We start from the raw sequence: 15187 nt of genomic DNA, 5'->3' as shown, positions 1-15187 counted from the left end.
CGCCCGGACGGTCGCGGCCCGGGCGCCGCGGGCGAGCGCCCGCCGCGCCCGCCGGGCGCGGCCGGCCCGCATCACGCGCCGCCCGGGCCCGCCCCCCCGCCGCCCCGGCCCCGCAGCTGGCCCCGTCCCGGCCCGCTGCGGCCCGGTCGCCGGCCCATCGCCGAGTGGGCAGTTGATGTCCCCTCGCGCGACCGGGAGGCGACGCCTGCTGCCCACTCGGCGATGGGCCGGCGACGGGCCGGCAGCGGGCCGGCAGCGGGCCAGCAGCGGAGCCGGGACGGCAGGGGAGCGGGCCGGGGCGGCGGCTGAGCCGGGCCGGGCGTGCCCGTCAGGCGCGGCGGACGTCCACGCGCGACGCCAGGGCCGCGACCGTCCGGGCGGTCGCGTGCGGCGCGCCCAGCGACTCCGTCGCGACCGCGGACGCCCCCGCGGCCGACGCGTGCGCGAGCGCCGCCGGCGTGCCGAGACCCGCGAGCTCCGCCGCGAGCAGGCCGGCCAGGAACGCGTCGCCGGCTCCGTTCGTGTCGACGACCGCGTCGACCGGCGCGGCCGGCACCTCCCAGAACCCGCCGGCGTCGAGCGCGAGTGCGCCGCGCGCCCCGCGGGAGCAGACCGCGAGCCGCGCCCCGCCGGCGACCCGTGCGCGCAGGTACGCGGCGGGGTCGTCGAGCCGGGCGTCGGACACGAGCAGCACGTCGGCGCCGTCGGCGAACGGCCGCTGGAACGGCGCGGTCCCGTCGTCGTCGTGCACGTCGCACCACACGGGCACCCCCGCGGCCCGGGCGGCGGCGAGCACCGGCAGCCCGTGCGCCGCGAGGTCCACGACCGCGCCCGCCGCACCCTCCAGCCCGGCAGCCGCGTCCGGGTCCACGGCGGGCGACGGCAGCTCCAGGTACAGCGACACCCGTCCGCCGTCGGCGGCCATGAGGTTCACGTGCCGCTCCGTGCGGCCACCGGCGGCGGGCACCGCGTCGAGGCGGATCCGCGGGTGGTCGAGCGCCGCGCGCACCCGGGCGCCCTGCTCGTCGTCGCCGACGAGCGTCCGCAGGTGCACGTCCACGCCGAGCGCCGCGAGGGTCACGGCCTTGCCGGCGGAGGTCCCGCCGAGGCCGTCGTGGTGCCCGCCGGCGAACAGGGTCTGCGACCGGGGCTCCGGGAGAGCGTCGAGGCGGACGAGGGTGTTCCACGACGCGGGTCCGACCACGAGCACGTGGCCGGACCCGTCGCGTGCGCCCACGGGCCTCAGCGCACCCGGAGCCACGCGGTGGTGTCGCCGGGCAGCTCGGTGCCGACCTCGGCGTCGCCCGGCAGGCCGGACGCGAGCAGCACCTCGGCGCCCTCGGGCAGCGCGACCGGCACGGAGCCCAGGTTCGCGACGACCAGCACGGAGCCGTTCCGCACCGCGATGACCTCCGGCGCGTCGGCGTAGGCGGGCTCCCACGCGGCGCCGCCCGTGCCGAGCCGCTCGGACCGCCGCAGGCGCAGCGCAGCGCGGTACAGCTCGAGCGTCGAGCCCGGCACGCCGTCCTGCACGTCCGCGGCGTACGCGGCCCACGACGCGGGCTGCGGCAGCCAGGTGTCGCCCGTGGGGGAGTAGCCGAAGCCGGGGGCGTCCGCCTGCCAGGGCAGCGGCACGCGGCAGCCGTCGCGGCCGCGCTCGACGCCGTTCGTCCGGAAGAACGCGGGGTCCTCGCGGACCTCGGCGGGCAGCGCGGTGTGCTCGGGGAGGCCGAGCTCCTCGCCCTGGTACAGGTACGCCGAGCCCGGCAGGCCCAGGAGCAGGAGCGTGGCGGCGCGGGCCCGGCGCAGGCCGAGCTCCTCGTCGGGCTGCTCGTCCTCGGCGGCGATGCCGTTGGGCCGCGACGACGGGTCCGTCAGGCCCAGGCGCGACGCGTGGCGCACGACGTCGTGGTTGGACAGGACCCACGTGGTGGGTGCACCGACGGAGTCGTTCACGGCGTACGAGGCGGCGACGACCTTGCGCAGCGCCGGCGCGTCCCAGCCGGTGGCCAGGAACGCGAAGTTGAACGCCTGGTGCATCTCGTCCGGGCGGACGTAGCGGGCCAGGCGGGACAGCGGCTCGACCCAGGCCTCGGCCACGAGCATCCGGTCGCCGTCGTACTCGTCGAGGACCGCGCGCCAGGTGCGGTAGATCTCGTGCACGCCGTCCTGGTCGAACATCGGGCCCTGGTTGCCCACGCCGGTGGGCTCGCCGTCGGCCGCGCCCTCGCCCTCGGCGCCGTCGATCATCGCGACGTGGCCGTCCCAGTCGGGCAGCCCCTCGGCCTTGACCATGCCGTGCGCGACGTCCACCCGGAAGCCGTCGACCCCGCGGTCCAGCCAGAACCGCAGCACGTCCTCGAACTCGGCGCGCACCTCGGGGTTCGTCCAGTCGAGGTCGGGCTGGCGGGTGTCGAAGAGGTGCAGGTACCACTGGCCGTCGTCGACGCCGTGCTTCTCGGGGGTCAGCCGCGTCCAGGCGTCGCCGCCGAAGATCGACTGCCAGTTGTTCGGGGGCAGCTCGCCGTGCTCGCCGCGGCCGTCCCGGAACAGGTAGCGGGCGCGCTCGGGGGAGCCGGGCGGGGTGCGCAGCGCCTCCTGGAACCACACGTGGTCGTCGGAGGTGTGGTTGGGGACCAGGTCGACGACCACGCGCAGGCCGAGCTCGTGCGCCCGGGACAGCAGCGCGTCGAAGTCCTCGAGGGTCCCGAACAGCGGGTCCACGTCGCGGTAGTCGGCGACGTCGTACCCGGCGTCCGCCTGCGGGGACCGGTAGAACGGGGACAGCCACACCGCGTCGACGCCCAGCGCCGCGAGGTGGTCCAGGCGGGCGGTGATGCCGGGCAGGTCGCCGATGCCGTCGCCGTTCCCGTCGGCGAACGACCGGGGGTAGACCTGGTAGATGACCGCGTCGCGCCACCACGGGCCGTCGGCGGGGCCGGGCTCGTGCACCACCAGCGGGTCGGTGAGGTCGGCGGGGCGGTTCTCGAGCAGGGTCACGCAAGTCCTCCGGAGTGTGCAGGTGCCGAGCTGGTGGACCCCCGCACGATGAGCTCCGGGTGGAACAGGAGCTCGGTGCGTGAGGTCGGGGTGCCGTTGATCTCCGCCATCAGCGCGGAGACGGCGGCCTGACCCATCGCCTGGACGGGCTGGCGCACCGTCGTGAGCGGGGGGTCGGTGAAGCCGATCAGGGGCGAGTCGTCGAAGCCGACGACGGACAGGTCCTCGGGCACGTGCAGCCCCCGGGACCGGGCGGCGCGGATCGCGCCGAGGGCCATGAGGTCCGAGCCGCAGATGATCGCGGTGTGCCCGGTGTCGATGAGCTCGTGGGCCGCGGTGGCCCCGCCCTCGACGGTGAACAGGGTGGTGTTGACGTGCGGGCCGGCGTCCTCGACGCCGAGCTGGGCGCGCAGCTGCGCGGCGAACGCGGCCCGCTTGCGCGCGGCGGGGACGAACCGCTCGGGGCCGATCGCCAGCCCGATGCTGCGGTGGCCCAGGGCCACGAGGTGCCGGACGGCGAGCTCGATGGCCACCGCGTCGTCGGTCGCGAGGCTCGGGGCGTCGACGCCCTCGGCCCGGCCGTTCACCAGGACGATCGGCAGCCCGCGGCCGCGCAGGGCCTGGTACCGCTCGACGGAGGCCTGGGCGTCGGCGTGCAGGCCGGACACGAACAGGATGCCGGCCACGTCGTGCTCGAGCAGGATCTCGACGTACTGGTCCTCGGTGGTCCCGCCGGGCTGCTGCGCGCACAGCAGCGGCGTGTAGCCGCGCTGGGTCAGCATCGACTCGATCACCTGGGCCATCGCGGGGAACACGGGGTTCGAGAGCTCGGGGACCACGAGGCCCACGAGCCCGGCGGACCGGGTGCGGAGCTTCTCGGGGCGCTCGTAGCCCAGCACGTCCAGCGCCGCGAGCACGGCCTGCCGCGCCTGCGACGAGACGCCGGGCTTCCCGTTGAGGACGCGGGACACGGTGGCGGTGGACACACCCGCCTGATCTGCGAGGTCGGTCAGCCGGGTGCGCACAGACGCGAGCGTAGAGGGCACCGCTGCCTCCTCGTCGTCGTCGTCGATGGCTGGTCGTGCCGGCCGGTCGTGAGCACTGTAACCGATGCCTGAAAGTTACCGTAACGGCTTGCAAGGGCGGCTCCCGGCGGGCTAGCGTCCCCCGCATCGAGCCAGCGCCGGCGGTGCCGCCGGACGCTCGCACCGCCCCTTTCACACGCTGGGAGACACCCTGATGCGACGGAGCATCCCTGTCCTTGCCGCGACGCTCGGCCTCGCGCTGACGCTCACGGCCTGCTCGGGCTCGGACTCGGGCGACGCGCCCGCCGACGACGCCTCGACGGCCGCCTCCGGCGACGGCGGCTCGCTGACCATCTGGGTCGACGAGACGCGCCAGGCCGCGGTCGAGTCGGCCGCCACCGCCTTCGAGGAGGAGACCGGCGCCTCCGTCGAGCTCGTCCAGAAGAACTTCGAGGACATCCGCACGGACTTCCTCGCGCAGGTGCCGACCGGCGAGGGCCCGGACATCACCGTCGGCGCGCACGACTGGCTCGGCGAGCTCACGTCCAACGGCGTCGTCGCCCCGATCGAGCTCGGCGACCTCGCCGACGCGTTCGAGCCCGTCTCGCTGGAGGCCTTCACGCAGGACGGCCAGATCTACGGCCTGCCCTACGCGGTCGAGAACATCGCGCTGATCCGCAACACCGCGCTCGCCCCGGAGGCCCCGGCCACCTGGGACGCGGCCGTCGCGGCGGGCCAGGCCGCCGGCGCCCAGTACCCGGTGCTGATCCAGACCAGCGAGGAGGGCGACCCGTACACCTTCTACCCGCTGCAGACCTCGTTCGGGTCCACCGTCTTCGCGCAGAACGAGGACGGCTCGTACTCCTCCGAGCTCGCGCTGGGCGGCGCCGAGGGCGAGGCCTTCGCGTCCTGGCTCGCGGCGCAGGGCGCTGCCGGCACGCTGGACACCGCGATGACCTACGACATCGCCGTCGACGCGTTCGCCAAGGGCCAGTCGCCGTTCATCATCGGCGGCCCGTGGATGCTCGAGCAGTTCGAGGGCCTGGACCTGGCCATCGACCCGATCCCGAGCGCCGGCGGCCAGCCCGCCCAGCCGTTCGTCGGCGTGGCCGGCTTCTACGTGAGCGCGCAGAGCGAGAACACGCTGCTCGCGAACGACTTCCTCGTGAACTACATGTCCACCGAGGACGCCCAGCTCGCGCTGTACGAGGCCGGTGACCGCCCGCCGGCCCTGATCGCCGCCGCCGACACCGCGTCCGCCGACCCGGTCACCGCCGGGTTCCGCGCGGTCGCCGCCGACGCGCTGCCGATGCCGTCGATCCCCGAGATGGCGTCCGTCTGGGAGTTCTGGGGCGTGACCGAGGCCTCGATCATCAACGGCTCCCAGGAGCCCGCCGCCGCCTGGCAGAAGATGGTGGCGGACATCCAGGGCGCGATCGGCTCCTGACGCACGCGGCGCGCGGGCGGCTCACGAGGCCGCCCGCGCGCCGCGCGCCCGTCTCCCCGCACCACCGTCACCGGAGGCCCTCGATGCCCACGTCCTCGTCCCCGCGCGCGGCCACGCCCGTGCCCGTCCCGCCGTCGGACCCGCCGCCGCGCCGCACCCGTGACAGCTCGCACGCGCGCGACTTCCGGCCCGGCTTCCTGGTGAAGCTCGCGGTCGTCGCCGTGGTCGACGCCCTCGGCGTGCTCGGCGTGCTCGCCGCGTGGGCGCAGGAGTCCTGGGGCATCCTCGCCGCGATGGTGGCGCTGCTCGTCGCCGCGAACGTCGTGTACTTCACGCGCCGCGCCCTGCCGCTGAAGTACATCCTGCCCGGGCTCGCGTTCCTGCTGGTGTTCCAGGTCTACGTGATCGCGTACACCGGCTACGTCGCGTTCACGAACTACGGGGACGGGCACAACTCCACCAAGCAGCACGCCGTCGAGGCGCTGCTCGTGCAGAACGAGCGCCGCGTCGAGGGCACCGAGACCTACCCGCTGACCGTGCTGACGAACGGGACCGACCTCGGGTTCGCGATCGTCGACGAGGACGGCGACGTGCGGGCCGGGTCCGCGGAGCAGCCGCTGGAGGACGCCGACGACGCGTCGGTCGAGGACGGCCGCGCGACCGCCGTGCCCGGCTGGGACGTGCTCGACCGCACCGGCGTCCTCGAGCGCCAGGACGAGGTGACCGCCCTGCGGGTGCCGCTGTCCGACGACCCCGAGGACGGCTCGATCCGCACCCAGGACGCGCGAACCGGCTTCGTCGCCGAGTCGACCCTGGAGTACGACGAGGCCGCCGACACGATGACGGACACGACGACCGGCACCGTGTACACGCCGAACGACGCGGGGCAGTTCGAGGCCGAGGACGGCTCGACCCTCCCCGTCGGCTGGCGGGTCGCCGTGGGGTTCGAGAACTTCACCACCGCGTTCGCCGACAGCCGGTACGCGCAGCCGTTCCTGTCGATCCTGCTGTGGACGTTCGCGTTCGCGGTCCTGTCCGTCGGCAGCACGTTCCTGCTCGGCATGCTGCTGGCCATCGTGTTCAACGACACCCGGCTGCGCGGCCGCAAGGTCTACCGGACGCTGCTGATCCTCCCGTACGCGGTCCCCGGGTTCCTCGCGGCGCTGCTGTGGTCCGGCCTGCTGAACCGCAAGTTCGGCTTCGTGAACTCGGTGCTGCTCGGCGGCGCGGCGATCCCGTGGCTCACCGACCCGTGGCTCGCCAAGCTGTCGGTGCTCGGCGTGAACCTCTGGCTCGGGTTCCCCTACATGTTCCTCATCTGCGTCGGCGCCCTGCAGTCCCTGCCGGGCGACGTGCTGGAGGCCGCGAAGATCGACGGGGCGGGGAAGTGGCGCACGTGGCGCTCCGTGGTGCTGCCGCTGCTGCTGGTATCGACCACGCCGCTGCTCATCTCGAGCTTCGCCTTCAACTTCAACAACTTCACGCTGATCTACATGCTGACCGGCGGCGGTCCCCGGTTCGCCGACGCCTCCGTGCCGCTCGGCCACACGGACATCCTCATCTCGATGGTGTACTCCGTGGCCGGCATCGACGGGAACGCCCCGCGCAACTACGGGCTCGCGAGCGCCCTGTCCATCGTCATCTTCGTGATCGTCGGGACCATCTCGGCGCTCGCGTTCCGTCGCACCCGCCGGCTCGAGGAGCTCTCCTGATGTCCGCCACCTCGCTGGGCACCGAGCCCGGGACCCGCCCCGTCGCCGCCCCCGCCCCGGTCCGCACCCGGATGCCCGCCGGCCGCTGGCTGCGCGAGCTCGGCTGGCGGCACCTCGTCGGCGTGGTCGGCGTCGTGTACGCGGCGTTCCCGCTGGTCTACCTGCTGTCGGCGTCGCTGTCCGAGCGCGGCACGCTCACCGGCTCCAACGACCTGTTCGCCGAGGTCAGCGGCGCCAACTACACCGCCCTGTCCGACACCATGTTCTGGACCTGGGCCGGCAACTCGCTGGTCATCGCGGTGGTCACGGCGACCGGCACGGTGCTCATGGGCGCGGCCGCCGCGTACGCGTTCTCCCGGTTCCGGTTCACGGGCCGCCGCGCCGGGCTCACCGCCCTGCTGATCATCCAGATGTTCCCGCAGATGCTCGCGTTCGTGGCGATCTTCCTGCTGGCGATCAGCCTGGGCGAGGTCGTCCCGGCGCTCGGTCTGAACAGCCGGCTCGCGCTGATCTGCGTGTACCTCGGCGGGGCGCTCGGCGTGAACACGTTCCTCATGTACGGGTTCTTCAACACCGTGCCGAAGGAGCTGGACGAGGCCGCGAAGCTCGACGGCGCGACGCACGCGCAGATCTACTGGACGATCATCCTGCGGCTGGTGGCGCCGATCCTCGCGGTCGTCGCGCTGCTGTCGTTCATCAGCACGTTCGGCGAGTTCATCATCGCCCGGGTGATGCTGCAGTCGGAGTCGAACTGGACCATCGCGGTCGGCCTGTACGGCTGGGTCTCGTCCCAGCTCGACGCCAACTGGGGGCTGTTCGCCGCCGGGGCCGTCATCTCGGCGCTCCCGGTGCTCGCGCTGTTCCTGTTCCTGCAGAAGTACATCGTCGGCGGGCTGACCGCCGGCTCGGTGAAGGGCTGAGGGTGACGGGCACCCCTGCGAGCGGCGGGCGGCACGCCGACCGGAGCCCCCGGCGCGTGACGCCCGGGGCGCACCACGACGGCTCCGCGCTGCACGTCCCCGCGGGGACGCCGGCGCTGGGCGACGTCGTGCCGGTGCGGGTCCGCGTCCCGGCCGGCGGCCCTGCGCCCGAGGTGTGGCTGCGGGTGGTCGAGGACGGCGAGCCGCGGGTCCACCCGGCCCGCGCCGACGGGGGCGACGAGCACGAGCGCTGGTTCACCGCCGACGTCCCGGTGACCAACCCCGTCACCTCCTACCGGTTCCTGCTGGCGGGCGCCGACGGCGAGCAGGTCTGGCTGAACGGCAGCGGCGTGCACGCGCGGGACGTGCCCGACGCGGCCGACTTCCGGCTGAGCGTGCACGCCCCCGGGCCGGACTGGGCGCGGGACGCCGTCGTGTACCAGGTGTTCCCGGACCGGTTCGCGCGCTCGACCGGGCGGCACGAGGGCCCGCCGGACGGCCCGCTGCCCGACTGGGCGCTGCCGGCGGCGTGGTCCGACGAGCCGATCGGGGGCGGCCCCGGGACCGGCACGCAGCTGTACGGCGGCGACCTCGGCGGCATCGAGGCGCGGCTGGACCACCTGCAGCGGCTCGGCGTCGACACGCTGTACCTGACGCCGTTCTTCCCGGGCCGGTCGAACCACCGGTACGACGCGAGCACGTTCGACCACGTCGACCCGCTGCTCGGCGGCGACGAGGCGATGGCGTCGCTGTCCCGGGCGCTGCACGGCCGGGGGATGCGCCTGGTCGGGGACCTCACGACCAACCACACCGGGGACGCCCACGACTGGTTCCGCCGCGCCGTGGCGGACCCGGACGCGCCGGAGCGGTCCTTCTACTACTGGACGGACGAGGAGCCCGGGTACGTCGGGTGGCTCGGGCACGCCTCGCTGCCCAAGCTCAACCACCACGCGCCGGTGCTCGCGGAGCGGCTGATCGAGGGCCCGGGGTCGGTCGCCGGCCGGTACCTCGACGAGCCGTTCGGCATGGACGGCTGGCGGATCGACGTCGCGAACATGACGGGGCGGCAGGGCGCGGACGACCTCACGCACGACGTCGCGCGGCGGCTGCGGCGCGCCGTGGTCGAGCGGCGCCCGGACGCGGTGCTGATCGCCGAGCACTTCCACGACGCCGCGGCGGACCTGCTCGCCGGCGGCTGGCACGGGACCATGAACTACTCCGCGTTCACGCGGCCGGTGTGGACGTGGCTCGCCGACCCGTCCGCCGACGTCCGGTACGTGGAGCTGCCGGTCCGGGTGCCGCGGCGGACGGGCGCTGCCGCCGTGGCCGCCATGCGCGAGTTCGGTGCCGCGGTGCCGTGGTCCGTGACGACCCACCAGTGGAACCTGCTCGGCTCGCACGACACCGCCCGCATCCGGACGCTCACCGGCTCGGCCGACCTGGTCGAGGTCGGCGCCGGCCTGCTGCTGACCTACCCCGGGACGCCCGTCGTGTTCGCGGGGGACGAGGGCGGCGCGGTCGGGACCAACGGCGAGCACGCGCGCGTGCCGATGCCGTGGGACGCGGTCGACGCGGGCGGCGGCCCGGGCTGGCACGCGCGGACGTTCGAGGTCTACCGGGCGCTGATCGCCCTGCGCCGGTCGAGCCGCGCGCTGCGCGAGGGCGGCCTGCGCTGGCTGCTCGCCGAGGACGACGCGGTCGCGTACCTGCGCGAGACGCCGGACGAGCGCGTGCTCGTGCTCGCCGCCCGGGCGCCCTGGCGCGGCGCCGTCCTGCCCGGGCACCTGCTCGCGCCCGGTGCGCGGCCCGAGAACCTGTACGGCGGGGCGGCGCTCCCGGTCGGGCCCGCGGGGCTGGAGCTGCCGGGCGACGGGCCGGGCGTGCAGGTCTGGCGCCTGGCCTGACGGCGGGCGTGCGGGGCCGCGCCGATAGGCTGGGACGCGTGACCAGTGAGCTCCCCGACGGCTACGTCGACGCCGACCGGGACCGCTGGGTGACCGAGGCGCCCAAGTCGCGCGCCCGCACCCCGTTCGAGCGCGACCGCGCGCGCCTCGTGCACTCCTCGGCCCTGCGGCGCCTCGGCGCGAAGACCCAGGTGCTCGGCCCGTCGTCCGACGACTTCGTCCGCACCCGGCTCACGCACACCCTCGAGGTGGCGCAGGTGGGGCGCGAGATCGGCAAGACGCTCGGCTGCGACCCCGACGTCGTCGACACCGCCTGCCTCGCGCACGACCTGGGCCACCCGCCGTTCGGGCACAACGGGGAGCGGGCGCTGGCGCACCTGTCCCGGGACATCGGGGGGTTCGAGGGCAACGCCCAGACGCTCCGGCTGCTGACCCGCCTGGAGCCGAAGGTCGTCGGCCCGGACGGCACCGCCGTGGGCCTCAACCTGACGCGGGCGTCGCTGGACGCCTCGGTCAAGTACCCCTGGGGCGCCGGCGAGGGCCCCCTGTCGGCCACGGGAAGGCCGACCCACAAGTTCGGCGTCTACGTCGACGACCTCCCCGTGTTCACCTGGCTGCGGGACGGCGCGCCCGCCGGGCACAAGTGCCTGGAGGCGCAGGTCATGGACCTCGCCGACGACATCTCCTACTCGGTGCACGACGTCGAGGACGCGGTCGTCGGCGGGCGGTTCGACCTCACCGTGCTCACGGTGCCGGACGAGCGCGCCCGCGTCGTCGAGTCGATCCACACCTGGTACGGCGACGCGATCGACGCCGCGGGCCTCGAGGCGGCCATGGACCGGCTGGTCGCGGCGGACCTGTGGCGGCCCGGGTTCGACGGCTCCCGCGGCGCGCTCGCCACCCTGAAGGACACCACCAGCCAGCTCATCGGCCGGTTCGCCCGTGCCGCCCAGGTCGCCACCCGGGAGGTGTACGGGCCCGGGCCGCTGACCCGGTACGGGGCCGACCTCATCGTCCCGGACACCACGACCGCCGAGATCCTCGTGCTCAAGGGCCTCGCCGTCACGTACGTGATGGCCCCGCGCGAGCTGGAGCCGCTGTACCAGCGGCAGCGGGAGATCCTGGCCGACCTCGTGCACGTGCTCAGCGACCGCGCGCCCCTGGCGCTCGAGCCGCCGTTCGCCGCCGACTGGCGGGCGGCCCCCGACGACGCCGCGCGGCTGCGCGTCGTGATCGACCAGGTGGCGTCGCTCACGGACGTCTCGGCGGCCGCGTGGCACGCCCGCCTGGCGCCGCCGCCGCGGTTCTGACGCAGCCGACGCAACCTTCCGGCCGCCGGCTGCGTGTACAGGGTGTGACAGCGACGACCGCCGGCCCGGACGAGGGCCACGAGACCACGACGGGGGAGCACCTGCTCCTGCCTGTCCGGCCCGTGCCGGGGCGGGCCACCGCCGCCGGGCGTGACGCCGAGTTCGCGGCGTTCATGACGACGGCGGCGCCCGCTCTCGCCCGCACCGCCTGGCTGCTGTGCGGTGACGCGCACCAGGCGGACGAGCTCGTGCAGCAGGCGCTCGTGCGGACGTACCTCGCGTGGCCCCGTGCCCGGGAGCGCGACCCGCTCGCCTACGCCCGGCGGGTGCTCGCCAACCTGCGGATCGACACCTGGCGGCGCCGTCGGCGGGAGGTGCTGGTCGACCCGGTCGACCTGCCGCACGGCGCGGCACCCTCCGGCGCGGACCGTCAGGCCGACCGCGACCAGCTGGTCCGGGCGCTCGCCACCCTGTCGGCCCGGCAGCGACGCGTCGTCGTGCTGCGCCACCTGGAGGGGCTGTCCGAGGCCGAGGTGGCCGACGACCTGGGCGTGTCGGTCGGCACGGTGAAGTCCACCGCCTCCCGCGCTCTCGCCCGCCTGCGCGACTCGCTCGGCGAGCCCGCCGCCACCACCACACCCGCGCCGATCCTCCCGAGGAGCAACCGATGAGCACCGACGACGAGTTCGTGCGGCACCTGCGGGACCGCGCCGACGCGGTCCCGACCGTCCCGGTCGACACCTCCCGCGTGCTGCCCCGGGCCCGGCGGCGTCGCGCGGCGACGCGGACGGCGGGCGCCGGGGCGGTGGCCGTGCTCGTGGTCGCGGGCGTCGTGGTGGGGCAGGCGTGGGCCGGCGCACCCTGGCGGACGGGACCGGCTCAGATCGCACCGGCGGTCACCGCGACGGTGGAGCCGACCCCAGGGCCGACGCCCGCACCGACGCCGACCGGAGCGACGACCACCGGCACGGCCACGACCGGCACCGCGCAGGGGGCGGCGCCGTACTGGTACGTGCTGAGCGTCACCCAGGACGCCGACGGGGAGCACCGGTCCGAGTCCTGGTCGAGCCGCGAGCGTCCCGGCCTCCTGATGTGGGACGGCGACCTCACGAACCTCGCGGCGATGGGCCCGACGAGCGTCGTCGGCCGGTTCCGCATCGACGGCGAGTGGGTCGACATGCTCCGCGACCCGGCCCGGCTGCCGACCGAACCCGCGGCGCTCGAGGCGGTGCTCCGCGACAGCGTCGAACCCGACCGCCGGTCCGGGAGCGACGACGACAAGGTCCACGGGATGACCCACGACCTGCTGCTCCAGGGCGGCACCCTGCCGACCGACCTGCTCGTGGCCGTGTGGCAGGTCGCGAAGGGCCTCCCCGGGTCCACCGTCACCGTCGGCACCGACAGCATCGGCCGCCCCGGCGAGATCCTCGAGTACGCCGCGTCCGAGGGCGGCGTCGAGCGCACGGTCGTCGATCCCGCCACGGGGCTGGTGCTGGAGATGGGCTCGGCCGACCACCCCGCGGTGGTGCACCAGGGCCCGGCCGACAGCGTCCCGGTCGAGCCCACCCTGGAGATGGCCGGCTGCACCGCGTGGGAGACCTGCTGAGGCCCGGCGCCCTGGGGACGGCTGCCGGTCGGGGCCGCCGCGGGACCTAGGATCGTCCCCGTGGCGGGACTGATCCGGCGGGAGGACGTGCAGGCGGTCCGCGAGCGCGCCCGGATCGAGGACGTCGTCGGCGAGCACGTGTCGCTGAAGACCGCGGGCGTCGGCTCGATGAAGGGCCTGTGCCCGTTCCACGACGAGAAGTCGCCGTCGTTCCACGTCCGCCCGCAGGTGGGGCTCTACCACTGCTTCGGGTGCGGCGAGGGCGGCGACGTCATCGACTTCATCCAGAAGATCGACGGCCTCCCGTTCACCGACGCCGTCGAGTACCTGGCCGGGCGCGTGGGCGTGCAGCTGCGGTACGAGGAGGGCGGCGGCCCGCGTCCGGGTCACGAGCCCGGCAAGCGGCAGCGGCTGCTGGAGGCGCACCGCATCGCGGAGGAGTTCTTCGCCGAGCAGCTGCTGACCCCCGGCGCGGCGGCGGCGCGGGCGTTCCTCGCGGAGCGGGGCTTCGACCGGTCGGCGGCGGAGCAGTTCGGCGTCGGCTACGCCCCGCAGGGCTGGGACAGCCTGCTCAAGCACCTGCGCGGCCGGTCGTTCACCGAGGCGGAGCTGACCGCGAGCGGCCTGATGAGCCAGGGCAACCGCGGCAACTACGACCGGTTCCGCGGCCGGCTGGTGTGGCCGATCCGGGAGGTCACGGGCGACGTCGTCGGGTTCGGCGCCCGCAAGCTGTACGAGGACGACCAGGGGCCGAAGTACCTGAACACCCCCGAGACGCCGCTGTACAAGAAGTCGCAGGTGCTCTACGGCATCGACCTGGCCAAGCGGGAGATCGCGAAGAACAAGCAGGTGGTGGTCGTCGAGGGGTACACCGACGTCATGGCGATGCACCTGTCCGGCATCGGCACCGCGGTGGCGACGTGCGGGACGGCGTTCGGCTCCGACCACGCACGGATCGTGCGGCGGCTGATGGGCGCCGGCGGGGCGGGCGGCGGCATCCAGCTCGCGTCGGGGGAGTCCGTCGGCGGCGAGGTGATCTTCACGTTCGACGGCGACTCCGCCGGGCAGAAGGCCGCGATGCGCGCCTTCGGCGAGGACCAGGCGTTCAGCGCCCAGACGTTCGTGGCGGTCGCCGACGGCGGCAGGGACCCGTGCGACCTGCGCCAGGCCCAGGGCCCGGACGCCGTGCGCGCGCTGGTCCGCTCGCGGGCGCCGCTGTTCGAGTTCGTCATCCGCACCACGCTGGAGGGGTTCGACCTGGGCACCGCGGAGGGCCGGGTCGCGGCCCTGCGCGCGGCGGCGCCGGCGATCGGCGGCATCCGCGACACCGCGCTGCGGCCCGAGTACACGCGGATGCTCGCGGGCTGGCTCGGCATGGACCTCGACCCGGTGCAGCGCGCCGTGCAGGCGGCGAGCCGGTCGGCCGGGACGCGCCCGGGCGGGCGGGACGCGGGACGTCCGCCGGCCGGCGGGTTCAGCAACAACGTCCCGCCCGGTCCCTCCGGCGACCGCTGGCAGCGCCGGGACGGCGGCCCCGGCGGGCGGTCGGGCGGCGGCCAGGGGCGCGGCGGCTCCGGCGGGCGCTGGGAGGGTCAGCGCTCCGGCGGGCCCGGCGGCGACCGGTTCGCGGGCCGCGGGGGCGGCGGTCAGGGCCGTGGCGACCGCCGGTGGGACGAGCACCCGCCCGAGCCGTACGACCGCGAGCCCGCGCACGACGGAGCGGGTGACACGATCGCGCTCCCGGCACCGCGCATGGCGCTGCCCGACCCGCGCGACCCCGTCGCCGCGACGGAGCGTCGCGCCCTGGAGGCCGTGCTGCAGCTGCCCGACCTCATCCCGCCGGAGTTCGACGACCTGGAGCCCGACGCGTTCACGGCCCCGGCGTACCGCGCCGTGCACGCGGCCGTCCGCGCCGCCGGGGGAGCCGCCGGTGCGCGGCAGCTCGTCGCCGGTGGTGGCCCGACCGCGACCGTCGCGTGGGTGGAGGCCGTCCGCGAGGAGGCCGCCGGACCGGTCGAGGGGCTGATCACCCAGCTCGCCGTCGCGCCGCTCCCCGAGGACCGGGCGGACCGCCTGCCGTCGTACGCGCGCGGGCTGGTGATGGCGCTCGTCGAGATGGAGATCACCCGCCGGATCGCCGACCTGCGCGGGAAGCTGCAGCGGATGGACGCCCGCGCCGACCCCGAGGGCTACCGCACGCTCGCGGCGCAGCTCTTCGACGAGGAGAACCGGCGCCGCGCGCTGCGCGAGAGTGCCTAGCGCG

11 protein-coding genes are annotated in these 15187 nt (G+C 75.3%); 8 read left to right on the top strand and 3 right to left on the bottom strand.

What is annotated here, in order from left to right:
- Window positions 1–328: 328 nt before the first annotated feature.
- The 3 genes from KJP73_RS05550 to KJP73_RS05540 are packed head-to-tail and all read right to left on the bottom strand — an operon-like array spanning window position 329 to window position 4025.
- Window positions 329–1237 (bottom strand): carbohydrate kinase family protein, encoded by a 909-nt coding sequence (locus KJP73_RS05550; protein ID WP_213281796.1) that lies wholly within the window; start codon window positions 1235–1237, stop codon window positions 329–331.
- A 5-nt stretch (window positions 1238–1242) separates the two neighbouring features.
- Complete coding sequence (locus tag KJP73_RS05545) at window positions 1243–3000, bottom strand: glycoside hydrolase family 13 protein (protein ID WP_433995146.1); 1758 nt, start codon at window positions 2998–3000, stop codon at window positions 1243–1245.
- Window positions 2997–4025, bottom strand: coding sequence for a LacI family DNA-binding transcriptional regulator (locus tag KJP73_RS05540; RefSeq protein WP_213281795.1), 1029 nt, complete (start codon window positions 4023–4025; stop codon window positions 2997–2999). Before KJP73_RS05540 ends, KJP73_RS05545 begins: the two co-directional genes overlap by 4 nt.
- A 214-nt stretch (window positions 4026–4239) precedes the next feature.
- Between KJP73_RS05540 and KJP73_RS05535 the strand changes: the two genes are divergently transcribed.
- The 8 genes from KJP73_RS05535 to dnaG all read left to right on the top strand — a co-directional run bounded on the left by KJP73_RS05535 (window position 4240) and on the right by dnaG (window position 15183).
- Window positions 4240–5472 (top strand): sugar ABC transporter substrate-binding protein, encoded by a 1233-nt coding sequence (locus KJP73_RS05535; protein ID WP_213281794.1) that lies wholly within the window; start codon window positions 4240–4242, stop codon window positions 5470–5472.
- Between the two features lie 83 nt (window positions 5473–5555).
- A complete protein-coding gene (locus tag KJP73_RS05530; protein ID WP_213281793.1) occupies window positions 5556–7184 on the top strand; it encodes an ABC transporter permease subunit in 1629 nt (542 codons plus the stop codon).
- On the top strand, window positions 7184–8104 hold the full coding sequence (locus KJP73_RS05525; RefSeq protein ID WP_213281792.1) for a sugar ABC transporter permease: 921 nt from the start codon (window positions 7184–7186) through the stop codon (window positions 8102–8104). The genes KJP73_RS05530 and KJP73_RS05525 overlap by 1 nt, the downstream gene beginning before the upstream one ends.
- A 56-nt stretch (window positions 8105–8160) precedes the next feature.
- On the top strand, window positions 8161–10008 hold the full coding sequence (locus tag KJP73_RS05520) for a glycoside hydrolase family 13 protein (RefSeq protein WP_213281804.1): 1848 nt from the start codon (window positions 8161–8163) through the stop codon (window positions 10006–10008).
- Window positions 10009–10037: 29 nt separating this feature from the next.
- On the top strand, window positions 10038–11318 hold the full coding sequence (locus KJP73_RS05515) for a deoxyguanosinetriphosphate triphosphohydrolase (RefSeq protein ID WP_213281803.1): 1281 nt from the start codon (window positions 10038–10040) through the stop codon (window positions 11316–11318).
- A gap of 101 nt (window positions 11319–11419) precedes the next feature.
- Window positions 11420–11989, top strand: a complete 570-nt coding sequence (locus tag KJP73_RS05510) for a SigE family RNA polymerase sigma factor (protein WP_283770217.1) — start codon at window positions 11420–11422, stop codon at window positions 11987–11989.
- A complete protein-coding gene (locus KJP73_RS05505) occupies window positions 11986–12924 on the top strand; it encodes a hypothetical protein (RefSeq protein ID WP_213281791.1) in 939 nt (312 codons plus the stop codon). Before KJP73_RS05510 ends, KJP73_RS05505 begins: the two co-directional genes overlap by 4 nt.
- Window positions 12925–12984: 60 nt before the next feature.
- The gene (gene dnaG, locus KJP73_RS05500; RefSeq protein WP_213281790.1) at window positions 12985–15183 is read left to right on the top strand and encodes a DNA primase; all 2199 of its coding nucleotides are present in this window, start codon (window positions 12985–12987) and stop codon (window positions 15181–15183) included.
- The last annotated feature ends 4 nt before the right edge of the window (window positions 15184–15187 follow it).

Origin of the sequence: Cellulomonas hominis, from assembly GCF_901521055.1 — a bacterium.
GTDB classification, from domain to species: domain Bacteria; phylum Actinomycetota; class Actinomycetes; order Actinomycetales; family Cellulomonadaceae; genus Cellulomonas; species Cellulomonas endometrii.
The sequence above is the reverse complement of the archived record's forward strand: the minus strand, read 5'-3'. Positions and strand labels throughout refer to the sequence as shown.